17 protein-coding genes and 1 pseudogene are annotated in these 21,341 nt (G+C 73.0%); 9 read left to right on the plus strand and 9 right to left on the minus strand.

What is annotated here, in order from left to right; genetic code table 11:
* Positions 1-17 precede the first annotated feature (17 nt).
* Together ABD347_RS01885 and ABD347_RS01890 are read right to left on the minus strand one after the other, a co-directional pair.
* The gene (locus ABD347_RS01885) at positions 18-986 is read right to left on the minus strand and encodes a sirohydrochlorin chelatase (RefSeq protein ID WP_425575550.1); all 969 of its coding nucleotides are present in this window, start codon (positions 984-986) and stop codon (positions 18-20) included.
* Positions 987-1,026: 40 nt separating this feature from the next.
* Positions 1,027-1,743, minus strand: a complete 717-nt coding sequence (locus tag ABD347_RS01890; RefSeq protein ID WP_425575551.1) for a hypothetical protein — start codon at positions 1,741-1,743, stop codon at positions 1,027-1,029.
* A gap of 96 nt (positions 1,744-1,839) precedes the next feature.
* On the opposite strand from ABD347_RS01890, the gene ABD347_RS01895 reads away from it, so the two are divergent.
* From ABD347_RS01895 to ABD347_RS01905, 3 genes are read left to right on the plus strand one after another with little or no spacing between them, the layout of a single operon-like run.
* On the plus strand, positions 1,840-2,553 hold the full coding sequence (locus ABD347_RS01895; protein ID WP_344355581.1) for an aquaporin: 714 nt from the start codon (positions 1,840-1,842) through the stop codon (positions 2,551-2,553).
* Between the two features lie 43 nt (positions 2,554-2,596).
* On the plus strand, positions 2,597-3,346 hold the full coding sequence (locus ABD347_RS01900) for a SanA/YdcF family protein (RefSeq protein ID WP_344355583.1): 750 nt from the start codon (positions 2,597-2,599) through the stop codon (positions 3,344-3,346).
* 46 nt (positions 3,347-3,392) lie between these two features.
* The gene (locus ABD347_RS01905) at positions 3,393-5,603 is read left to right on the plus strand and encodes a molybdopterin oxidoreductase family protein (RefSeq protein WP_344355585.1); all 2,211 of its coding nucleotides are present in this window, start codon (positions 3,393-3,395) and stop codon (positions 5,601-5,603) included.
* A gap of 58 nt (positions 5,604-5,661) precedes the next feature.
* Here the strand turns inward: ABD347_RS01905 and ABD347_RS01910 are convergent.
* The 3 genes and pseudogenes from ABD347_RS01910 to ABD347_RS01920 all read right to left on the minus strand — a co-directional run.
* Positions 5,662-5,976 (minus strand): annotated as a pseudogene (locus ABD347_RS01910) (gamma-glutamylcyclotransferase family protein); the annotation flags it as partial.
* Positions 5,973-6,296, minus strand: a complete 324-nt coding sequence (cutA, locus tag ABD347_RS01915) for a divalent-cation tolerance protein CutA (protein WP_344355588.1) — start codon at positions 6,294-6,296, stop codon at positions 5,973-5,975. The pseudogene ABD347_RS01910 and the gene cutA, both read right to left, overlap by 4 nt.
* Before the next feature lie 163 nt (positions 6,297-6,459).
* Positions 6,460-7,059, minus strand: a complete 600-nt coding sequence (locus ABD347_RS01920) for an NADPH-dependent FMN reductase (RefSeq protein ID WP_344355590.1) — start codon at positions 7,057-7,059, stop codon at positions 6,460-6,462.
* Between the two features lie 331 nt (positions 7,060-7,390).
* Between ABD347_RS01920 and ABD347_RS01925 the strand changes: the two genes are divergently transcribed.
* Both ABD347_RS01925 and ABD347_RS01930 read left to right on the plus strand, forming a co-directional pair.
* Positions 7,391-7,975: a hypothetical protein gene (locus ABD347_RS01925; RefSeq protein WP_344355593.1), complete on the plus strand. Its 585-nt coding sequence runs from the start codon at positions 7,391-7,393 to the stop codon at positions 7,973-7,975.
* Between the two features lie 154 nt (positions 7,976-8,129).
* A complete protein-coding gene (locus ABD347_RS01930; protein WP_344355594.1) occupies positions 8,130-8,777 on the plus strand; it encodes a class F sortase in 648 nt (215 codons plus the stop codon).
* Positions 8,778-8,784: 7 nt separating this feature from the next.
* Here ABD347_RS01930 and ABD347_RS01935 read toward each other — a convergent pair whose 3' ends face one another.
* Positions 8,785-9,561 carry a sulfite exporter TauE/SafE family protein gene (locus tag ABD347_RS01935; protein WP_344355596.1) on the minus strand — a complete coding sequence of 259 codons (777 nt, stop codon included), beginning with the start codon at positions 9,559-9,561 and terminating at the stop codon, positions 8,785-8,787.
* A gap of 217 nt (positions 9,562-9,778) precedes the next feature.
* Here ABD347_RS01935 and ABD347_RS01940 point away from each other — a divergent pair, with 217 nt between their 5' ends.
* Genes ABD347_RS01940 through nirD form a run of 3 tightly spaced genes read left to right on the plus strand, consistent with a single transcriptional unit; the run spans position 9,779 to position 13,819 of the window.
* Positions 9,779-10,960 carry an NAD(P)/FAD-dependent oxidoreductase gene (locus tag ABD347_RS01940; protein WP_344355598.1) on the plus strand — a complete coding sequence of 394 codons (1,182 nt, stop codon included), beginning with the start codon at positions 9,779-9,781 and terminating at the stop codon, positions 10,958-10,960.
* Between the two features lies 1 nt (position 10,961).
* The gene (nirB, locus tag ABD347_RS01945) at positions 10,962-13,481 is read left to right on the plus strand and encodes a nitrite reductase large subunit NirB (RefSeq protein ID WP_344355600.1); all 2,520 of its coding nucleotides are present in this window, start codon (positions 10,962-10,964) and stop codon (positions 13,479-13,481) included.
* The gene (nirD, locus tag ABD347_RS01950) at positions 13,478-13,819 is read left to right on the plus strand and encodes a nitrite reductase small subunit NirD (RefSeq protein WP_344355603.1); all 342 of its coding nucleotides are present in this window, start codon (positions 13,478-13,480) and stop codon (positions 13,817-13,819) included. Before nirB ends, nirD begins: the two co-directional genes overlap by 4 nt.
* A gap of 412 nt (positions 13,820-14,231) precedes the next feature.
* Here nirD and ABD347_RS01955 read toward each other — a convergent pair whose 3' ends face one another.
* Entirely contained in the window at positions 14,232-14,636 is a 405-nt protein-coding gene (locus tag ABD347_RS01955) for a VOC family protein (RefSeq protein ID WP_344355604.1), read from the minus strand.
* Positions 14,637-15,135: 499 nt separating this feature from the next.
* On the opposite strand from ABD347_RS01955, the gene ABD347_RS01960 reads away from it, so the two are divergent.
* On the plus strand, positions 15,136-16,296 hold the full coding sequence (locus tag ABD347_RS01960; RefSeq protein WP_344355606.1) for a PhoX family protein: 1,161 nt from the start codon (positions 15,136-15,138) through the stop codon (positions 16,294-16,296).
* Here the strand turns inward: ABD347_RS01960 and ABD347_RS01965 are convergent.
* Together ABD347_RS01965 and ppdK are read right to left on the minus strand one after the other, a co-directional pair.
* The gene (locus ABD347_RS01965; RefSeq protein ID WP_344355607.1) at positions 16,266-17,309 is read right to left on the minus strand and encodes an ArsR/SmtB family transcription factor; all 1,044 of its coding nucleotides are present in this window, start codon (positions 17,307-17,309) and stop codon (positions 16,266-16,268) included. The two genes, ABD347_RS01960 and ABD347_RS01965, sit on opposite strands and share 31 nt — an antisense overlap.
* Positions 17,310-18,290: 981 nt before the next feature.
* Positions 18,291-21,002 carry a pyruvate, phosphate dikinase gene (gene ppdK, locus ABD347_RS01970; protein WP_344355609.1) on the minus strand — a complete coding sequence of 904 codons (2,712 nt, stop codon included), beginning with the start codon at positions 21,000-21,002 and terminating at the stop codon, positions 18,291-18,293.
* Positions 21,003-21,341: the final 339 nt, after the last annotated feature.

Raw genomic sequence — 21,341 nt, forward strand, 5'->3', positions numbered from 1 at the left:
GACTGACGGTGAACCGGTCAGACGGTGACCAGTTGCGAGGGACCGGTGGTGAGCGGTGCCGTGGCGAGGGCCTGGTCATAGCGGTGGAGGACGAGCCGGGCGAGCGCGGGGTGGGGTCCGAGGGGTGCGGCGGCGAGCCGGGGGGCGGCGGCCGCGCTGCGGGTGGCGAACAGGCCGGGGGCGGTGAAGTACGAGGCCACGGCTATGCGGTGGCGGCCCTGGGCGGTGAGCGCTCGGATGGCGCCCTGGACGGTGGGGGCGGCGGCGGAGGCGTAGGCGGGGACGACGGGTACGCCGCCGAGGCGCTCGCTGAGCAGCCGGGCGGTCCGCCGGGTGTCGGCGGCGGAGTCGGGGTCGCGGGATCCGGCCGCGGCGAGGACGACGCCGGTGGAGCGGCTGGTGCCGTACGCGGTGCGCCAGCCGGCTTCGATGAGCCGGGCGTGGAGCGCTTCGACGAGCAGGGGGTGGGGGCCGAGCGGGGCGGCGACGCGCACGCGCAGGTGGGGTGCGGTGGCGGCGGCGCCGGGCAGGTCGTGCTTGACGTGGTGACCGCGGCTGAGGAGGAGGGGTACGAGGACGGCGTCGCCCTCCGGCAGGCCGGCGAGGGTGTCGGTGAGGAGGGGCGCGTTCAGTTCGATGTGGCCGAGCCTGACCGGCAGACCGGGCCGGAGTTCGCGGACCCGGTCGAGCAGGGCCTTCACGGTGGTCAGCGCGCGGGGGTCGCGGCTGCCGTGGGCGACGGCGACGAGGGTGGGCAGGTGGGGTGTGCTCATGGGCCTGCGCGTTCCGTTCGTTCCGTTGAGGCGGGGGTGGGTCGGCCGGGTGCCGGGCCGGGCGGTGGCGCGGGTGAGCGGCTGGGCGGCTGGGCGGTGCTGTCGGGGGGCTGGGGCTCGTGGGGGTCGGCCGGCTCCGTCATGAACCGATGGTGGCGGACGGGTGTTGCCGGGGCGTTGCGTGGCGGTGACGGGTGTTTTCCGCCGGCTCACCGGCCGCGCGGGTGGGCCGTCGGACCGGTCCGGGCCGGCCTCAGCCGGTCGAGACCCAGACGCGGAGGGGGCCGGTGGCGGCGAAGCCGTGGCGGAGGGCGGCCGTGAGGTCGTCGCCGTGTTCGTATCCGACGACCGGTGTGCCGGGCCTCAGGCGGGTGATCGCGGCGAGGCAGCCGGGCCAGGGGTCTGTGCCGAACAGGTTGGAGACGCCCGTGACGTCCGGGGCGGTGCTGTGGCTGACGACCGCCCCGGCGACGATGCGGCCGTCCGGTGCGCGGCCGGCGAGGACGGTGGTGGCCGGGTCGGCGAGGAGGACGGGCGGGAAGAGGCCCATGGGGTGCCCGTCGCTCCAGGCGGTTTCCCATGCGGCGAGTTCGGCGGCGGTGCGGACCGGCTCCCAGGGCGCGGCGCCGGCGAGAGGGGGTACGGGCGCGGCGGCGGGGCGGTGGATCCACTGGGCGTCGAAGAGCGGTTCGAAGCCGTGCCCGGTGAGGTCGAGGGTGGCGAAGCCGTCCTTGACCGAGCATCCGGGCGCGCGCCGGTCGATGCCGTCCAGCACGTCGTGCGTGGCCGCGTCGGGTACGAGGGTGACGGCGTCCGGGTAGTACGGCGGGGTCCGGCGCGGGTGGGTCCAGGCGCGGTCGCCGAAGGCGCCGGCACCGCGGCCGTGGGCTCGGCACATGGTGTCGCACCACTCGGCGTTGTTGCGGGCGGCTGCACGGGCCCAGGGGCCGGATGTGGTCACGCGGGACATCGTGCCAGGGCGTACGGCGGAGAACGATCTCTTTTACCCGCTACCTTATTTTCGAAACGCGGAATAAGTTTTCCGCTCACAGGAAGTGGGGGTCTCATGAGTGGTACGCAGAGGGCGCTGCCACGCCGCGCTGTCGCGGAGCTCGTCGGTACCGGGGCTCTTGTGGCGGTCATCATCGGTTCGGGCATCCAGGCCACCGGCCTCAGTCAGGACGTCGGGGTGCGGCTGCTGGCCAACTCCCTGGCCTCGGCCATCGGACTCGGGCTGCTCATCGCCCTGTTCGCCCCGGTCTCCGGCGCCCACCTCAACCCGGTCGTCACGCTCTCCGTCTGGTGGACCGGGAGGCGCGCCCCGGGCGGGCTGACCGGCCGGGAGGTCTCCCTCTACATCACCGCCCAGCTGACCGGGGCGGTCGCGGGTGCCCTGCTCGCCGGAGCCATGTTCGGGCGGAGCCCCGGCAGCTGGTCCACCCAGGCGCGGTCCGACGGCCACCTGCTGCTCGGCGAGACCGTCGCGACGGCAGGTCTGGTGCTGCTCGTCCAGGGCCTGGACCGCATCGGGCGGGCCCACCTCGCGCCGCTCGCGGTCGCCGCGTACATCGCCGCCGCCATCTGGTTCACCTCGTCCGGCTCGTTCGCGAACCCGGCCGCGACGGTGGGTCGCTCCCTCACCGACTCGTTCACCGGCATCGCGCCCGCGTCGACGCCGGGCTTCATCGCCGCCCAGCTCCTCGGCGGCCTGCTGGGGGCGGGGCTCGCCGCGCTCCTGTACGGCGGCCTGCCGCCGTCGAGATCACACGTGCCGCACTGAACCGGACGGGCCGCCGCGGCGTCGGAGGAGTCGGAGGTGGGACGTGGGATTCCGACAGGGTGTGCGGTCCGTACGGTCGAGGCTGAAGTGGCCGGTGAGCCGGCGCGGACAGCGGCGGCTGACGCAGGGCGTCATGCTGGGGTGCGTGCTGGCGCTCACCCCCGCGACGTGGACGCACGCCGCCGCCGACGGCCGGCTGCGCACGGCGGCGGACGTGCCGGCGCGGGACGTGGCCGTCGTCTTCGGGGCCGGGTTGTGGAAGGGCCGCCCGACCCCGTACCTGGCACACCGGCTCGACACCGCCGCCGCGCTGTACCGGGACGGCAAGGTGAAGGTCCTCCTCGTCACCGGTGACAACGGCCGCGCCGAGTACGACGAGCCGGACGCCATGCGCGCGTACCTGAGGGAACGGGGCGTACCGGACGGGCGGATCGTCAGCGACTACGCGGGCTTCGACACCTGGGACTCGTGCGTCCGCGCGAAGAAGATCTTCGGCGTGGACCGGGCCGTCCTGGTGACCCAGGGCTTCCACATCCGCCGGGCGGTCACGCTCTGCCGGACGGCGGGCATCGACGTGTACGGGGTCGGGGTCGACGAGCCGCGCGACTCGGTCTGGTACTACGGCGGGGCGCGTGAACTGGTGGCGGCGGGCAAGGCGGCGCTGGACGCGGCGCTCAAACCGGATCCGAGGTTCCTGGGCCGCGAGGAGAAGGGCGTGACGGAGGCGCTGGGGCGCCGACGCGCCTCACCGGCGGCGCCGGTGGGGGTGGAGCCGGCCGTACCGGGCCCGTAATGCGCCGTGTCGGTGGACGTAACACGCGCGCCGCATGCTCGGGGGCATGCTCACCGCCACCACCGCCACGCACTGTCCGTACTGCGCGCTGCAGTGCGGGATGAACCTCCGGCCCGTCGGCGACGGCGTCGAGGTGGTGGAACGTACGGACTTCCCCGTCAACCGGGGAGCCCTGTGCGGTAAGGGACGTACCGCACCCGCGGTGCTCTCCTCCCGGGTCAGGCTGGACGGGCCCCTGGTCCGACGCCCCGCCACCGGCAGGCTCGAACCGGCCACCTGGGAGGAGGCCCTGCGTACCGTCGCCGACGGTCTGCGCGGCACCAGGGAGGAGTACGGGGCCGACGCCGTCGGGGTCTTCGGCGGAGGCGGGCTCACCAACGAGAAGGCGTACACGCTCGGCAAGTTCGCCCGGCTGGTCCTGGGCACCTCGCAGATCGACTACAACGGCCGGTTCTGCATGTCGTCCGCCGCCGCCGCCCACCAGCGGGCCTTCGGGCTCGACCGGGGGCTGCCGTTCCCGCTGGAGGACATCCCCCGCACCGGCTGCGTGATCCTCGTCGGGTCGAACCTGGCCGAGACCATGCCTCCCGCCCTGCGCTACCTCACCGAGCTGAAGGCGAACGGCGGCAGGCTCATCGTCGTCGACCCGCGCCGCACCCGCACCGCCGAACAGGCCGACCTGCACCTCGCGCCGCGTCCCGGCACCGACCTGGCCCTCGCGCTCGGGCTGCTGCACCTGGTGGTCGCGGAGGGGCGGACGGACGAGGAGTTCATCGAGAGCCGTACGACGGGCTGGGCCGAGGCCCGCGCCGCCGCCATGTCCCACTGGCCCGCGCAGGTCGAGCGCATCACGGGCGTGCCCGTGCCGCAGCTGCGGGAGGCGGCGGCGATGTTCTGCGACGCCCCCGAGGGCATGGTCCTCACCGCACGCGGCCCCGAGCAGCAGTCCAAGGGCACCGACACCGTCGGCGCCTGGATCAACCTGTGCCTGGCCACCGGCCGCGCGGGCCGGCCCCTGTCCGGCTACGGCTGCCTCACCGGACAGGGCAACGGGCAGGGCGGGCGCGAGCACGGGCAGAAGGCCGACCAGCTGCCCGGCTACCGCAAGCTCGACGACCCCGCCGCCCGCGCCCACGTCGCCGGGGTGTGGGGCGTCGACCCCAACACCCTCCCCGGGCCCGGCCGCAGCGCCTACGAACTGCTCGACGCGCTCGGCACCGACATCAAGGCCCTGCTGCTGATGGGCTCCAACCCGGTCGTCTCCGCGCCCCGTGCCGCGCACATCCAGGAGCGGATCGAGTCGCTGGACTTCCTCGCCGTGGCGGACGTGGTGCTGTCGGAGACCGCCGCGCTCGCCGACGTCGTCCTGCCCGTCACCCAGTGGGCGGAGGAGACCGGCACCCTCACCAACCTGGAGGGCCGCGTCCTGCTGCGCCGCCGTGCCGTCGACCCGCCCGAGGGCGTACGGACCGACCTGGAGGTGCTGAACGCGCTCGCCGCGCTGCTGGGGTGGGAGAAGGGCTTCGCCACGGACCCCGAGGAGGTCTTCGACGAGCTGCGCCGCGCCTCGGCCGGCGGGCCCGCCGACTACGCGGGCATCAGCTACCGCCGCATCGCGGAGGAGGACGGCGTCTTCTGGCCGTGCCCCGAGCCCGGCCACCCCGGCACGCCCCGGCTGTTCCTGGAGCGGTTCGCGACACCGGACGGGCGGGCGCGGTTCGTGCCCGTCACCCACCGGGCGGCGGGCGAGGAGACCGACGCCGCGTACCCGGTGGTGCTGACGACCGGGCGCGTCGTGTCGCAGTACCAGTCGGGCGCCCAGACCCGGCGGGTCGACGAGCTGAACGCCGCCGCGCCCGGGCCGTTCGTGGAGCTGCACCCCCGGCTGGCCGGGCGGCTGGGGGTCGCCGAGGGAGAGCCGGTGGCGGTCGTGTCGCGGCGGGGGCGGGCGGTGGCGCCCGCGCGGATCACCACCGGCATCCGGCCGGACACGGTGTTCATGCCGTTCCACTGGGCCGGGGAGGGCCGGGCGAACACGCTCACCAACCCGGCGCTCGACCCGACCTCCCGGATGCCCGAGTTCAAGGTGTGCGCTGTGCGTCTCGAAGCGGTGCGTCCGCAAGCCGGCCCGGCTCCGCAGGCGGGCGTGGTTCCGGAGGAAGACCCGGCTCCGCGGGCGGGCACGGCTCCGCAGGCGGCTCCGCCCGTGGGCGGCGGCCCGGCCGTGAGCGGCGGCCCGGCCGTGGGTGGCGGCTGAGCCAGTCCCCGCCCGCTATCGGCTCCCCGAGCCGCACGACGGACGTGGCGACGTACACCCACGCCCGGACCCTCGCGCCGTCCCTGATCCGCACCGCCTCGCACACCTCCCGGTCGTACCCGTCCTCCAGGAGGTCCAGGAGGGCGAGGAGTTCCTCGTACGCGCCCGGCGCGGCGCCGACCAGCTCCCCCGCCACCCGCCCGGCGCCCCGGACCAGGTAGGGGTAGCCGGGCCCGCCGTACAGCACGGCGCCCGCCAGCAGGGCCGGTTCCTCCGCCGACGTACGGCCGCGCAGGAACAGGTCGTGGTTGTACTGGCCCGGGCGCAGCGTCCCGTACACGAAGAACGGCAGCTCCCGGCCCGGTGCGCTCATCGCGCCGACGTCTCCCGCTGGAGCCACGCCAGGTACTGGGCGCTCCCCCGTACCACCGGAGTGGCGATGATCTCGGGGGTGTCGTAGTCGTGCTTCGCGGTGAGGTACGCCTCCAGCGCGTCGTAGCAGCCCTCCGTGGTTTTGAAGAGGACCTGCCACTCCTGGCTGGTCTCGATGGCGTTCTGCCAGTGGTAGACGGAGGTGACCGGACCGGAGATCTGCGCGCACGCGGCGAGCCGCGCCTCCACCGCGCCCCGGGCCAGTTCCTCCGCCTTCTCGGCGCTGTCTGTCGTGGTGAGTACGGTCAGGGCCAGGGTCACGGTCTCTCCTCCGCGCGTCGTCTCCGCGTGCCGGTCCTCACGCCACGGTGGCGAACCGCGCCGCGTACAGCCGAGCGTACGCACTCTCCGCCGTCGGCGGGGCCGGCGGTGGGGGCGGCGGGACGAGGGCGGGTGGGCCCCGGGGCGGCCGCGCCGGCGTGGTTCAGCTCCCGTAGGCGCGGACGGACTTGGCGTCGCGCAGGGCGTTGGCCCACCAGGCGAGCTGGTCGAGCATCGCCTTGGCCGCGGCGTCGGGGGCGGTGGGGTCCTTGTGGCGGCCGTCCTCGTCGAAGTGGCCGTGGGCGTTGTGGAAGGAGACCGTGTCGCGGACGGTCACGGCGTGCATCTCGGCGAAGACCTGGCGCAGTTGCTCGACGGCGCGCAGACCGCCGGACATACCGCCGTAGGAGACGAACCCCACGGGCTTGGCCTGCCATTCGGCGAAGTGCCAGTCGATGAGGTTCTTGATGGACGCGGGGAAGGAGTGGTTGTACTCGGGGGTGATGACGACGAAGGCGTCGGCGGCGGACAGGGTGGGGCTGACCTTGGCGAGCCGGTCGCGGACGGCCGGTGCCGGGTCGTGGGACAGGGAGGTCGGCAGGTCGGTGTCGGGGTCGGCGAGGTCGATGACGTCGACGGTGAAGTCGGTGCGCCGGGTGGCGTGGGCGAGGAACCAGTCGGCGATGACGGGGCCGAAGCGGCCTTCGCGGTTGCTTCCGACGATGACGGCCAGCGTCAGGGGCGAGGTCTGGGTGATCTCCATGGGGAAGACCTTCGTACCTCGACCAAAGTTGAGGTCAAGTCACTGCCGAGCGGATGACGGGCGACGAGCCGGGCCCCCCACGGACCGGGACCGCGCCGGCCGGTCGAGGGCCTCCCACCCAGGGGCACCTTCACCCGTTCGGGGCGGCGCGCCGGTGGCACCGGCGAACCGGCGCTGACCTGCGGTGACGCGGGACGTCCACACCGACACGCCGACCCGGACGGCGCAATCTGATGGGGCATCAGGAGGCGGGCGCGGCGAGCGGCGCCTTACCTCGGAGACAGGACATCCACCCGTCACGCCCCGCCTCTCGCGCGCCCCGGAGGACCCCATGCGCACCACTGCCCGCCTGCTGACCGTCACCGCGCTGGCGGCCGTCTCGCTCGGCGCCCCCGCCTCGCCGACCGCGTACGTCGCCTACGCCGGTGACCTCGGGAAGCTGGAGGTGTACCCGTCGACCGCCGAGCCGGGCGAGACCGTCACGGTCAACACCACCGCGTGCGGCAAGAAGGGGCACGGCATCGGCGACGCGCAGTCGCTCGGCGCGGGCGACTTCAAGCTGTCGCCGGGCACCCACAAGGACGTCGTGATCGGCCAGTTCACGGTCCCCACCCGCACCAAGCCGGGCACCTACGCCATCGCCGTGGCCTGCGACAACGGCAAGACCGCCACCGGTGACCTGGTCGTCAAGCACGGCGGCGGCCACAGCTCCGGCGGGCACGACTCGGGCGGCCAGAGCACGGGCGGGCACGACCAGGGCGGCCACGTCCCCAGCGGCCACGTGAAGACCGGGGTGGGCGGCAGCGTCGGCCCCGACACCACCCAGATCGCGGCGGGAGCGGCCGTGCTGGTCGCCTCCGCCGCAGGCGGGGTCTGGCTCCTGCGCCGCCGGGCGAGCGGCGCGCAGGACAGCTGACGGGGTCCGTCCCCGTACCCCCGCCCCGCTCCCCGCCCCCGCCGCGTGTGTCCCCGAGACCGCGGCGCGGGCGGGGAGCCCCACACCCGCGAGGGCAGCCATGACCGACGACACCAGGAGTGGGACGGAGAACGGCACGGGCACCGGCTCAGGCATGGGCAAAGGTTCTGGCACCACCGGCACCACCGGCACCAGGGGCAAGGGCTGGGGCATAGCCGTCGCCGCGTGCGTCGGCCTCTGGCTCGTCCAGAACGGCTCCGCGGAGCTGACCCCGCCCGTCCCGACCGCCGCCGAGGCCTTCGCCGCCGGACCGCACCGGCACACCGACGCGGCCGCCGCGCCGCTGCCCCCCTCGGCCCCGGTCCGCATCCGCATCCCCGAGATCGGGGTCGACGCCCCGGTGATGCGCCTGGGCCTCGCCCGGGACGGCAGCCTGGAGGTGCCACCGGCCGGGAACCCGAACATCGCCGGCTGGTACAAGGACGGCACCCCGCCCGGGGCCCGGGGAACGGCCATCGTCGCCGGCCACGTCGACAACGCGGAAGGCCCCGCCGTCTTCTACGCGCTGGGCAGCCTCAAGAAGGGCCACTGGATCGAAGTCACCCGCCGCGACGACCGGACCGCCGTCTTCACCATCGACGCCATCGAGGTGTACGACAACGAGGACTTCCCCGACCGGAAGGTCTACGGGCCCGCCGACCGCGCCGAGCTGCGCGTGATCACCTGCGGCGGCGCGTTCGACAAGAAGACCGGCTACCAGGGCAACGTCGTCGCCTACGCCCATCTGATCGGCGTCCGCTGACCGGACGTCACCCCCACTGGTCGAAGGCCAGCTTCGCGACCAGCGAGAAGACCACCACCAGCAGCACGCCCCGCACGAACTCCGCGCCCCCGCGCAGCGCCATCCGCGCCCCGGTCATCCCGCCCGCCAGGTTGAACAGCGCCATCAGCGCCGCCAACCGCCACAGCACCGTGCCCTGGTAGGCGAACATCGCCAGCGCCCCCGCGTTGGTGCACACGTTCACGATCTTGGCCGTGGCGGAGGCGGTCACCAGGTCCAGGTGGAGCACGGCGGTCAGCGCCAGCACCAGGAACGTGCCGGTGCCGGGACCGAAGAGGCCGTCGTAGAAGCCGATCCCGCCGCCGACGAGGACGATCGCCGTGACCACCCGCGCCCTGGTGACCGGGCCCTCACCCGCACCCGTGCCGAAGGACGGCCGCAGCATCACGAACGCCGCCACCCCCAGCAGCACCACCATGATGACCGGCCGCAGGACGGCACTGCTGATCCCCGCCGCGAAGAACGCCCCGCCCATCGACCCGGCCAGCGCCGCCAGCCCGATCCGCACGGCCGTCCTCACCCGCACCGGCGCCTTGCGTACGTAGGTCACGGCGGCCCCCGTCGTCCCCACGATCGCCACCGCCTTGTTGGTGCCGAGGATGTGGGCGGCCGGGACCTGCGGGAGACCCAGCAGCAGCGCGGGCAGCAGAAGCAGCCCGCCGCCGCCCACCACGGCGTCGATCCAGCCCGCCAGGAGAGCGGCCGCGCAGAGGAGGACCAGAGTGGTCAGCGATATGTCGGGCACGACCGAGACCCTATGGACGGGACACGTGTGCCGTCCAAGAGATGAGCGAGGCTTGAGCTGCCTCTGAGGTTCAGGCGCGCACCCCGCTCCGGAGCCCGCACCCCGCTCCCGAGCGCGGTCCCCTCACCGGCGGCGGCGGCCGTCGCTGAGGTCAGCTTTCCGTGCGCGAAACAATCGGGATGCGGCCGGGAAACACCGCCGACGCACGCTGGCGAGCATGAGTCAACGGATCGTGGTGGTCGGCGGAGGCACGGCGGGCGCTCGCCTCGCCGAGCGGCTGCCCGTCACCCTGCTCGGCGAGGAGCCGCACGCCCCGTACAACCGGGTGCTGCTCGCGGACGTCCTGGCCGGGCGGTACGGGCCCGAGGTCATCACCCTGCCGTCCCCCCGGAACGACGGGGCGCGGCACGAGGTGCGGGTGACCGGGATCGACCGCGCCGCCCGGGTGGTGCACTGCGCGGACGGCGAGGCGTTCGCGTACGACCGGCTGGTTCTGGCCACCGGCTCGAACCCGGTGCTGCCGCCGCTGCGTGGCCTGGGCGGCGGGCGGCTGCCGTCCGGGGTGCACGCGTTCCGGACGCTCGACGACTGTCTGGCACTGGACGCGCTGGTCCGCCCCGGTGTGCGGGCGGTGGTGATCGGCGGCGGCCTGCTGGGGGTGTCGGCGGCCCGCGCGCTGGCGGCCCGGGGCGCCGAGGTGGTGCTGGCCCAGCAGGGCGAGCACCTGATGGAACGCCAGCTGGACGCCGAGGCCTCGCGGCTGCTCCGCCGTCACCTGGAGGCGGACCTGGGCGTGGAGGTCCACACCGAGTGCCGGGTCCGCGGCGTGCGCCGCGTCGACGACGCGGTCGAGGCGGTGGAGCTCGCCGACGGGTTCGTGCTCGACGCGGACGTCGTCGTCATCGCCTGCGGGGTGCGGCCGCGCGTGGGCCTCGCCCTCGACGCGGGCCTGGACGTGAAGCGCGGGATCGTCGTCGACGACCGGCTGCGCACCTCCGACCCGTACATCCACGCCGTCGGCGACTGCGCCGAGCACGACGGCCGGCTCTACGGGCTGGCCGGTGCCGCCCTGGAGCAGGCCGACGTCCTCACCGAGGTGCTCACCCGGGGCACCGGCGCCTACCGGGGCACCCGCGCGCTGACCCGGCTCAGCATGGACGCCCTCGAACTGGCGGCGTTCGGCGAGGCGACGCCGCTGCCCGGTGACGACACCGTGCGGCTGGCGGACGCGACGAGCGGCGCCTACCGCAAGGTCGTCGTCCGCGGCGACCGCCTCGTCGGCGGCGTACTCCTCGGCGACCTCGGCGCGGTCGGGGCGCTCGCCCGGGCCTGGGAGGGCGACGAGGCCCTCCCGGAAGCGCCCCTGCTCCACCTGCTCACCCATGACGGAGGCTCCTGAAATGGCCCACATGCCCACTATCGTCCTCGTCGGCCACGGCATGGTCGGCCAGCGCTTCCTCGAGGCCCTCGCCGAGCGCGGCGTCACGGAGCGGGCGCGGGTCGTCGTGCTCTGCGAGGAGCCCCGCCCGGCGTACGACCGAGTCCGGCTGACCTCGTACTTCGACGGGAAGACGCCCGACGACCTGTCCATGGTCGAGGACGGCTTCATGGCGCGGCACGGCATCGAGCTGCACCTGGACGACCCGGCCGCGGCCATCGACCGCGAGGCCCGCACGGTCACCTCGCGCGCCGGCCGCGTGATCGCGTACGACACGCTGGTCCTGGCGACCGGCTCGTACCCGTTCGTACCGCCGGTGCCGGGCAAGGACGCCACGGGCTGCTTCGTCTACCGGACGATCGAGGACCTGCTCGCCATCGAGGAGTACGCGAAGACGGCGAGGACCGGCGCCGTGGTCGGCGGGGGGCTGCTCGGCCTGGAGGCGGCGGGCGCGCTCAAGGGCCTGGGCCTGGAGACGCACGTGGTGGAGTTCGCGCCCCGGCTGATGCCGGTGCAGGTGGACGAGGGCGGCGGCGCGGCCCTGCTGCGCACCATCGAGAACATGGGCCTCGTCGTCCACACCGGTACCGGCACGCAGGAGGTCCTCACCGAGGACGGCGCGGTGACCGGCATGGCCCTGTCGGACGGGACGACGGTCGCCACCGACATGGTGGTCTTCTCGGCGGGTGTCCGCCCCCGTGACCAGCTGGCGCGCGACTGCGGCCTGACGGTCGGCGAGCGCGGCGGTATCGCGGTCGACGAGCGGTGCCGTACGTCGGACCCCGCGGTGTACGCGATCGGCGAGTGCGCCCTCGCGGCCGACGGCCGGGTGTACGGCCTGGTCGCGCCCGGCTACGAGATGGCGCTCACGGCGGCCGCGACGATCGCCGAGGAGGAGGCGAGCGGGTTCACCGGTGCGGACATGTCCACCAAGCTGAAGCTGCTCGGCGTGGACGTGGCGTCCTTCGGCGACGCGCACGGCACCGCCGAGGGGTGCCTGGACGTCGTGTACTCGGACTCCCGCTCCGGCGTCTACAAGAAGCTGGTCGTCGACCCCGACGGCGTGCTGCTGGGCGGCGTCCTGGTGGGTGACGCCGAGTCGTACGGCATGCTCCGCCCGATGACCGGGACGAAGCCGCCGGTGGCTCCGGAGCAGCTGGTGCTGCCGGCCGGCGCCGGGGCGCCGGTGACGCTCGGCCCGCAGTCCCTCCCGGACGACGCCGTCATCTGCTCCTGCCACAACGTCACCAAGGGCGCCATCTGCGCCTGTTCCTCGCTGCCCGAGGTGAAGAAGTGCACCAAGGCGGGCACCGGCTGCGGCAGTTGCGTGAAGGTCATCCAGCAGCTGCTGCCCAAGCCGGCCGACAGCGGGATGTGCGGCTGCTTCTCGTACACCCGCAGCGAGCTGTACGAGATCGTCCGCGCGATGCGCTTCACGTCGTTCGCGGAGCTGCTCGACTCGCACGGGCGTGCGGAGGCGCGCGGCGGCGAGGGCTGCGAGGTCTGCAAGCCGGCCGTGGCGTCGATCCTGGCGAGCCTGACCAACGAGTACATCCTCGATGGCGAGCGGGCGGCGCTCCAGGACACCAACGACCACTTCCTGGCGAACATGCAGCGCAACGGCTCGTACTCGATCGTGCCGCGCATCCCGGGCGGGGAGATCACCCCGGAGAAGCTGATCGTGATCGGTGAGGTGGCCCGGGACTTCGGGCTCTACACCAAGATCACGGGTGGCCAGCGGATCGACCTGTTCGGCGCGCGGGTGGACCAGTTGCCGCAGATCTGGTCGCGGCTGGTGGACGCCGGGTTCGAGTCGGGGCACGCGTACGGCAAGTCGCTGCGCACGGTGAAGTCGTGCGTGGGCCAGACCTGGTGCCGCTACGGCGTGCAGGACTCGGTGCGGATGGCGATCGACCTGGAGCTGCGCTACCGGGGCCTGCGCGCCCCGCACAAGCTCAAGTCGGCGGTCTCGGGCTGCGCCCGCGAATGCGCGGAGGCGCAGTCGAAGGACTTCGGCGTGATCGCCACGGCGAATGGCTGGAACCTGTACGTCGGCGGCAACGGCGGCGCGACGCCGCGCCACGCGGACCTGCTGGCCCAGGACCTGTCGGACGCGGAGCTGATCCGGCTGATCGACCGGTTCCTGATGTTCTACATCCGTACCGCCGACCGGCTGGAGCGCACGGCGGCCTGGCTGGAGCGGCTGGAGGGCGGGCTCGACCACCTCCGGGACGTGGTGGTGCACGACAAGCTCGGGCTCTGCGACGAGCTGGAGGCGCTGATGGCCGCGCACGTGGCGAGCTACCACGACGAATGGGCCGAGACGCTGAACGACCCGGAGCGGCTGCGCCGGTTCGTCTCCTTCGTGAACGCCCCCGACGCGCCGGACCCGTCGGTGCGGTTCGTGCCGGAGCGCGGCCAGATCAAGCCGGACCTGACGATCCTCACGCTGGAACCCCTGGAAGGAGCTTCCGCCCGATGATGCTCGAACTCTCCTACGCCGACGAGTGGTTGCGGATCTGCGACGACTCCGTGCTGACGCCGGGCCGCGGCATGGCCGCGCTGCTGCCGGACGGCCGCCAGGTGGCACTGTTCCGGGACCGGGCGGGGCGGTCGTACGCGATCGACAACCGCGACCCGTTCACCGGCGCCCAGGTGCTGTCGCGCGGACTGATCGGGTCGGCGGGCGGGCGGCCGTTCGTGGCGTCCCCGCTCCTCAAGCAGCGCTTCGACCTGGAGAGCGGACGGTGCCTGGACGACGAGGAGGTGTCGGTGGCCGTCTTCGAGCTCCGGGCGCGCGAACTCGCCGCCGTCTCCTGACCGGTCGTCGCGGGAATGTCCGAGGTCCTGGCCGTGGCCAGGACCGAGGACGCCCATGAGCTGTCCCGGGAGAGGGCCACGCGGTGACGCCGACGGCGGACCCGGTGACCGCCCCGGCACCGGCCGCGCCGCGATCCACGCGGCCTCCGGCGACGCGCGCGAGCCCTGCCCCAAGGCGCCCGGCCGGTACCCCGGGGCCCGCGACCCGGACCCTCCCGGCCGAGCCGACCGAGCCGGGCGCGGGCGCTGCCCGCCGTACGGGCGGCGGTGCGGCGGTCCACGCCGGGCGGCGTCCGAGGCCGGGCGCCGACGGCGCTGCCGGCCCGGCCGTCGACGGGGGCGCCTCGGCGTGGCGGACGACGCCCCCGCGCCGACCGCGCCCCGTGCCGACCGCGCCCCCGTGCCGACCGAGTCAGCCCTGGACGGCGGCCGGGTCCATCCACACGACCTCCCAGAGGTGGTGGTCCGGGTCCTGGAAGGAGCGGGCGTACATCGTTCCGTAGTCGAGGGGGTCGTTGGCGGGCGAGCCGCCGGACGCCAGTGCGGCGTCGCACAGCTGGTCGACCCTGTCCCGGCTGTCGGCGCTCAGCGCGAAGATCGCCTCGGTGGAGCGCGCCGCGTCCGCGATCTCCTTCTTGGTGAAGTCCTTGAAGCGCGGCTCGGTGAGCAGCATCACGAAGATGGTGTCGCTGATGACCAGGCACGCGGTCCTGTCGTCGCTGAACTGCTCGTTGAAGGAGTAGCCCATTTTGCTCCAGAAGGCCTTCGACGTCTCGAGGTCCTTCACCGGCAGGTTCACGAAGATCATCTGAGGCATGTCGTCATCTCTTCTCTCGTGGTGTGGCGCTTTCGGGTGGTAGACCGGGGGGCCCGGCGGAACTCATCGCTCCCGCCGGACTTCCTCGAAGAAAATCTCGCCCCGCCGCGCCCGGCCCGCCACCGCGCGGGCGCCCCGGCCCCCACCGCCCGCCACCGCGCGGCCCGGGCCCCGGCCTCGCCCGGCCGGAGGATCACCGGGAGGCCGCCGGGCGAGGCGTCCACCCGCCCGGGCCCGCACCGCCGCGGCCACGGCCCGGGCGGGGCCGGGCTCCCGGACACGGAGGCGACGGGGGCGTAGAAGGTGTTCTGGAAAGAGCGCCTCACCGAACTCATGAAGCCGCTGGAGGGGTGGACCGGCACGGACCGGCGCCCGACGCTTCCCCTTCACTGCTTGTTGATGCACCGTCAATCCAGGGCTTCTAGGTTCCCCGAAGCGCTCGACCCCGCCGCCCCGCCCCGGTGCGGCTGGTCCGGTCACGAACCTCCTGGAGTGACAAGTGGAACGTCGCAGTTTCCTGCGTGGAGCGGTCATCGGCGGCACCGCCGCCGCCTTCGGCGGCACCCTCATGCGTGGCGCGGCCTACGCGGCCCCCGCACAGCCGGGTCCCGGGCCGTACGGGGCACTCGGCGCGGCGGACGCCAACGGCATCCAGTTGCCCAGCGGCTTCACGAGCCGGGTGATCGCCCGGTCCGGACAGAAGGTCGGTTCCACCTCGTACACCTGGCACAACGCCCCGGACGGCGGCGCCTGCTTCGTGGACGGCACGGGCTGGATCTACGTCTCGAACTCGGAGATCAACCCGGGGGGCGGCGCCGGCGCCGTCAGGTTCTCCTCCACGGGCGCGATCACCGGCGCGTACCGCATCCTGTCGAACACCCGCACCAACTGCGCGGGCGGCAAGACCCCGTGGAACACCTGGCTGTCCTGCGAGGAGGTCAGCCTCGGATACGTGTACGAGACCGACCCCTACGGCGTGAAGGCCGCCGTGCGGCGGGACGCCATGGGCCGCTTCAAGCACGAGGCGGCGGCCGCCGACCCCGTGCGCAAGGTGATCTACCTGACCGAGGACGAGTCCAACGGCTGTCTGTACCGCTTCATCCCCACCACCTGGGGCGACCTGTCCTCCGGCACCCTCCAGGTGCTGAAGGCCGGCACCGCCACCTCCGGCAGCTTCACCTGGGCGACCGTGCCCGACCGGGACGGCTCGCCGACCTACACCCGTGACCAGGTGTCGGGCGCCAAGCGCTTCAACGGCGGCGAGGGCTGCCACTACGCCAACGACACCGTCTGGTTCACCACCAAGGGCGACAACCGCCTGTGGCAGCTGAACCTGGCGAACAACACCTACGAGCTGGCCTACGACGACTCGTTGGTCAGCGGCGGCACCGCCCCGCTGACCGGGGTGGACAACGTCACCGGATCGTCCTCCGGCGACCTGTTCGTCGCGGAGGACGGCGGCAACATGGAGATCTGCGTCATCACGCCGGACGACGTGGTGGCACCCTTCCTGCGGATCAACGGCCAGTCCGGCTCCGAGATCTGCGGCCCGGCCTTCTCGCCGGACGGCAAGCGGCTGTACTTCTCCAGCCAGCGCGGTACGAGCGGCAGTTCGTCGGGCGGCATCACCTACGAGGTGACGGGGCCGTTCCGCGCGTAGCGCCGTCGCTGCGACTGCTGCTGCCCGGGCTGGGCGCCGCCCCCGTGGAGGAGGGCGGCGCCCAGTGGCGTCAGCGTGTGCAGCACGGAACTGCCCTGGCGGAGCGTGACGACAAGGCCCGCGTCGCGCAGCACGCCCGCGTGCTGGCTGGCGGAGGCGAGGGAGACGCCCGCCCGGCGGGCCAGCTCGCTGGTCGTGCCGCCCTGGCCTATGGCCCGGAGGACCGCGCAACGCGTGTGCCCGACGAGCCGGCCCAGCGGGGTCGCCCCGGGCTCGCACGGGCCGGACACCGGCGCGTCGCTGTGCGTGACGGGGTAGACGAGGACAGGCGGCAGGTCCGGGTCGCGCAGGACGACCGGGGTGCCCCGGCAGAAGTACGAGGGCTGGAGCAGCAGGCCGCGCCCGTCCAGCCACAGTTCGCGGTCGACCGGGTAGTCGGCCTCCAGTACCGGCGCGCGCCAGCGCAGCACCGGCGGCAGGGAGGCGAGCAGTTCGTCGGCCCCGCCGTCGAGGAGGGCGCGGCCGCGTACGGCGCGGTCGGCCTCCACACGGGCCTCGATGTGCGACCAGTACGGCTCGATGGCGGCCCGGTGGTAGCCGCGCAGTGCCCCGATGAGCCGTCCGAACGGCTCCTGGCGCCCCTCGGCGAGGTCGCGCGCCCAGCCGGGCAACTGGGGCCCGCCGGGGCGTGAGGAGGCCAGCAGGGCCAGCTCCGTGTGGACCCGGGCGGGCGGGGTGGCGCGCACTGCCTGAAGGCCCGTGTCGAGGCCGTCAATGCCCTGTGGCGGGGTCAGGAAATCCGGGAAATAGCCCCGCGTGGGCACCAGCGCGCCCAGCAGCCGCGTTTCGCCGTTCAGCCGCGTCCGCGATTCCGATCGCCATGCCCCGTAGACGAGCGCGCCGCGCCGGTCGCGCAACCTGTGAAAGCTGAGAATCGTTTCCCACAACGCATCCGGCCGGGCCGCCATCCGGACCCCGGCAAGGTCGTCCCCGGTGAAATGAATACGCAGCACTGAACCCACCCCTGTTGCATCCGCAATCACCCCCCGCCAATGAGTATGCATGCCATCACACGCCGTCACCACGGCATTTCAGCCACAGTTGAAACGCATCGCGGAGACAGGGGGTGAACCGAAAAGCTGTACGGCGTCGGGCAGGAAACCTTCAGGACCGAGGTGACGTGGTGAAGACCGTGGGGGGCTTCGCACGTCCGGCGGCGGACCTGAAAGGTTGCGGCTCTCCCGCCCGGCAGGGGTAATGGGGCGCGGTCGGCGGGTGGGGATCCGGTGGCCGCGCTCCGCCCGTTCTTTGCGGGATGAATCGCCTCATTCGGCCGGACAATGGCCAGTACATTGACCTGACATAAAGGTCCGGTGTTCAACAGCCCGGAATTCAACCGGCCGCAATGCAACAGGAACCCACAATTCCTCTCCTCGCGGCTCCCCCGTCACCGCCGGACGTGTACGACGGCGGCCCCTGGCGGCCGACGGCCCCCGCCCACGAGGGCCCCCGGCCCCGGGGGACACCTGAGCCCACCACGGCACCGGCGCCCCGGCGGGTGGGAACCTCCCGGGCGGGTATCCCCGGTACCGGCGCCCAAACGCCGCCCGGCGACCCACCCTCCATGCCCCGCACCCCCCAGCACCACCACGCCCCTCAGCCCAGCCCCCTGCGCCCGCTCCGCGCGGACTGGCGGGCCCGTCCCGCACACGCCCGCCCGCACGCCCATCCTGGTGGCCCCGCCCCGGCGCGCGGGAGCAGCGCGCGGGAGCAGCGCGCGGGAGCAGCGCGTTGCCCCGGAGGGGCGTGCGCGCACGCCCCTCCGGGGCAACGGACGACGGCGGGGCGGACACCTCCGCACAAGGTGTCCGCCCCGTCTCTCTAACGGACCGGAGCCGCCGCCGATCGGTGAGGGTCGGGGACCAACGGCGGCTCCGGGGTCTCAGCGCCGGACCGTCCGGGCCACGGCGGCCCGGCCACGGTCCGGCCACGGTTCAGCGGCTGTCGCTCCCGCTCGGCTGCGCCGCCGCGCGGCCCGCCTCCAGGCGTGCCACCGGGATGCGGAACGGCGAGCAGGAGACGTAGTCCAGGCCCACCTCGTGGAAGAAGTGCACCGACTCGGGGTCACCGCCGTGCTCACCGCACACGCCGAGCTTGATGTCCGGGCGGGTGGCCCGGCCGGCCTCGACCGCGCTGCGCACGAGCGCGCCCACGCCATCCTTGTCGATCGTCTCGAACGGACTGACGCCGAAGATGCCCTTCTCCAGGTACGCGGTGAAGAAGCTGGCCTCCACGTCGTCCCGGGAGAAGCCCCACACCGTCTGGGTGAGGTCGTTGGTGCCGAAGGAGAAGAACTCGGCGCACTCGGCGATCTGACCGGCGGTCACGGCGGCGCGCGGCAGCTCGATCATCGTGCCGAGCGCGAGCTTCAGCTCGACGCCGGTCTGCGCCTGGACCTCGGCGATGACCTGCTCGGCCTCGTCGCGGACCAGCTCCAGCTCCTGGACGGTGCCCACCAGCGGGATCATGATCTCGGCGCGCGGGTCGCCCTTGGCCTCGATGCGCTGGGCGGCGGCCTCGGCGATGGCACGGACCTGCATGGTGAACAGGCCGGGGATGACCAGACCGAGGCGGACACCGCGCAGACCCAACATCGGGTTCTGCTCGTGCAGCCGGTGCACGGCCTGGAGGAGGCGCAGCTCGTTCTCGTGCGGCTCCTTGCGGGCCTCGGCGAGGGCGACGCGCACCGACAGCTCGGTGATGTCGGGCAGGAACTCGTGCAGCGGCGGGTCCAGCAGGCGGACCGTCACCGGCAGGCCGTCCATCGCCTCGAACAGCTCGACGAAGTCGTCCTTCTGGAGCGGCAGCAGGGCCTTGAGGGCCTCGTCGCGCTCGGCGTCCGTGTCGGCGAGGATGAGCCGCTCGACGTACTGGCGGCGGTCGCCGAGGAACATGTGCTCGGTGCGGCACAGGCCGATGCCCTGGGCGCCGAAGCGCCGCGCCCGCGAGGCGTCCTCGGCGTTGTCGGCGTTGGCCCGTACGCGCAGCCGGCGTACCCGGTCCGCGTACGCCATGATCCGGTGCACGGCCTGGACCAGCTCGTCGGCGTCGTCGGCGCCGGCGTGCATACGGCCCTCGAAGTACTCGACGACCGGCGACGGCACGACGGGGACCTCGCCGAGGTACACCTTGCCGGTGGAGCCGTCGATGGAGACGACGTCGCCCTCCTCGACGACGTGCCCGCCGGGCACGGTCATCCGGCGGCGCTTGGTGTCGACCTCCAGCTCCTCGGCGCCGCAGACACAGGTCTTGCCCATGCCGCGCGCCACGACGGCCGCGTGGGAGGTCTTGCCGCCGCGCGAGGTCAGGATGCCCTCGGCGGCGATCATGCCGTCCAGGTCGTCGGGGTTGGTCTCACGGCGGATGAGGATGACCTTCTCGCCGGACCGGGACCACTTGACGGCGGTGTACGAGTCGAAGACGGCCTTGCCGACGGCGGCGCCCGGCGAGGCGGCGATGCCGCGCCCGACCTGCGCGACCGACGCCTTCTCGTCGAAGCGCGGGAACATCAGCTGGGCGAGCTGGGCGCCGTTGACGCGCTGGAGGGCCTCGGCCTCGTCGATCAGGCCCTGGTCGACGAGCTGCGTGGCGATCCGGAAGGCGGCACCGGCGGTGCGCTTGCCGACGCGGGTCTGGAGCATCCACAGCTGCCCGCGCTCGATGGTGAACTCGATGTCGCAGAGGTCCTTGTAGTGGTTCTCCAGCGTCTCCATGATCTGCATCAGCTGGTCGTACGACTTCTTGTCGATCGACTCGAGGTCGGCCAGCGGCACGGTGTTGCGGATGCCGGCGACGACGTCCTCGCCCTGCGCGTTCTGCAGGTAGTCGCCGTACACACCCTGGTGGCCGGAGGCGGGGTCGCGGGTGAAGGCGACGCCGGTGCCGGAGTCGGGGCCGAGGTTGCCGAAGACCATGGAGCAGACGTTGACGGCCGTACCGAGGTCGTGCGGGATGCGCTCCTGGCGGCGGTACAGCTTGGCGCGCTCGCCGTTCCAGGAGTCGAAGACGGCCTTGATGGCCAGGTCCATCTGCTCGCGCGGGTCCTGGGGGAAGTCGCGGCCGGCCTCGGTCTTGACGATCTTCTTGAAGTGCTTGACGAGCTTCTTCAGGTCACCGGCGTCGAGGTCGGTGTCGACCGTGACCTTCTTGGTGGCCTTGGCGTCTTCGAGGGCCTCCTCGAAGAGCTCACCGTCGACGCCGAGGACGGTCTTGCCGAACATCTGGATGAGGCGGCGGTAGGAGTCCCAGGCGAACCGCTCGTCCCCGGACTGCTTGGCCAGGCCCTCGACGGACTTGTCGGAGAGTCCGATGTTGAGGACGGTGTCCATCATGCCGGGCATGGAGAACTTGGCGCCGGACCGGACGGAGACCAGAAGCGGGTTGTCGGCCTGACCGAGCTTCTTGCCCATCTTCGCCTCGAGGGCGTCGAGGTGCGCGGTGACCTCGTCGCGCAGCTCGACGGGCTCGTCACCGCTGTCGAGGTAGACCTTGCAAGCCTCGGTGGTGATGGTGAAGCCGGGAGGCACCGGGAGACCCAGGTTGGTCATCTCGGCGAGGTTGGCACCTTTACCGCCGAGCAGGTCCTTCAGGTCCTTGTTGCCCTCGGTGAAGTCGTACACGAACTTCTGATCTTTGTTTTCCGACACGGGTCTCGACTCCTCGAGGACTCGGTGGCTGCCCTGACGGCGAGGAACATACCCAGATCGAAGGCTTCTGGGTACGTACGCCTACCCGTCATACGGCCTTAACCACCCGTCCGCCAGCAGATCGAAAGTGACCGCGCGGTAGGTTTTCCGGCTCGACTCCTTCAGCCTCCGAATGACGTTTGACTCAAAGCTGAGAGTATTCGCTCATGTGAGCGCTCAGCGGGCCACGTGAGTTCAACTCTTGAACGCAAAAAGGGTGGCACTCAGTGCCACCCTTTGAGAAGTGCAGCCGCCTCGCTGGCGCTCATCTGAGCGCAACCCCTATCAGGGGTGGCGAGA

This window comes from Streptomyces gobitricini, from assembly GCF_039532985.1.
Classification (GTDB): domain Bacteria; phylum Actinomycetota; class Actinomycetes; order Streptomycetales; family Streptomycetaceae; genus Streptomyces; species Streptomyces gobitricini.

What these genes read in the sequence shown, in the direction of transcription:
- ABD347_RS01890 (WP_425575551.1), bottom strand. Translation starts at nt 1,743, where the DNA reads ATGTCCCGCGTGACCACATCCGGCCCCTGGGCCCGTGCAGCCGCCCGC.
- ABD347_RS01895 (WP_344355581.1), top strand. Translation starts at nt 1,840, where the DNA reads ATGAGTGGTACGCAGAGGGCGCTGCCACGCCGCGCTGTCGCGGAGCTC.
- ABD347_RS01905 (WP_344355585.1), top strand. Translation starts at nt 3,393, where the DNA reads ATGCTCACCGCCACCACCGCCACGCACTGTCCGTACTGCGCGCTGCAG.
- ABD347_RS01920 (WP_344355590.1), bottom strand. Translation starts at nt 7,059, where the DNA reads ATGGAGATCACCCAGACCTCGCCCCTGACGCTGGCCGTCATCGTCGGA.
- ABD347_RS01925 (WP_344355593.1), top strand. Translation starts at nt 7,391, where the DNA reads ATGCGCACCACTGCCCGCCTGCTGACCGTCACCGCGCTGGCGGCCGTC.
- ABD347_RS01930 (WP_344355594.1), top strand. Translation starts at nt 8,130, where the DNA reads ATGGGCAAAGGTTCTGGCACCACCGGCACCACCGGCACCAGGGGCAAG.
- ABD347_RS01940 (WP_344355598.1), top strand. Translation starts at nt 9,779, where the DNA reads ATGAGTCAACGGATCGTGGTGGTCGGCGGAGGCACGGCGGGCGCTCGC.
- nirB (WP_344355600.1), top strand. Translation starts at nt 10,962, where the DNA reads ATGGCCCACATGCCCACTATCGTCCTCGTCGGCCACGGCATGGTCGGC.
- nirD (WP_344355603.1), top strand. Translation starts at nt 13,478, where the DNA reads ATGATGCTCGAACTCTCCTACGCCGACGAGTGGTTGCGGATCTGCGAC.
- ABD347_RS01955 (WP_344355604.1), bottom strand. Translation starts at nt 14,636, where the DNA reads ATGCCTCAGATGATCTTCGTGAACCTGCCGGTGAAGGACCTCGAGACG.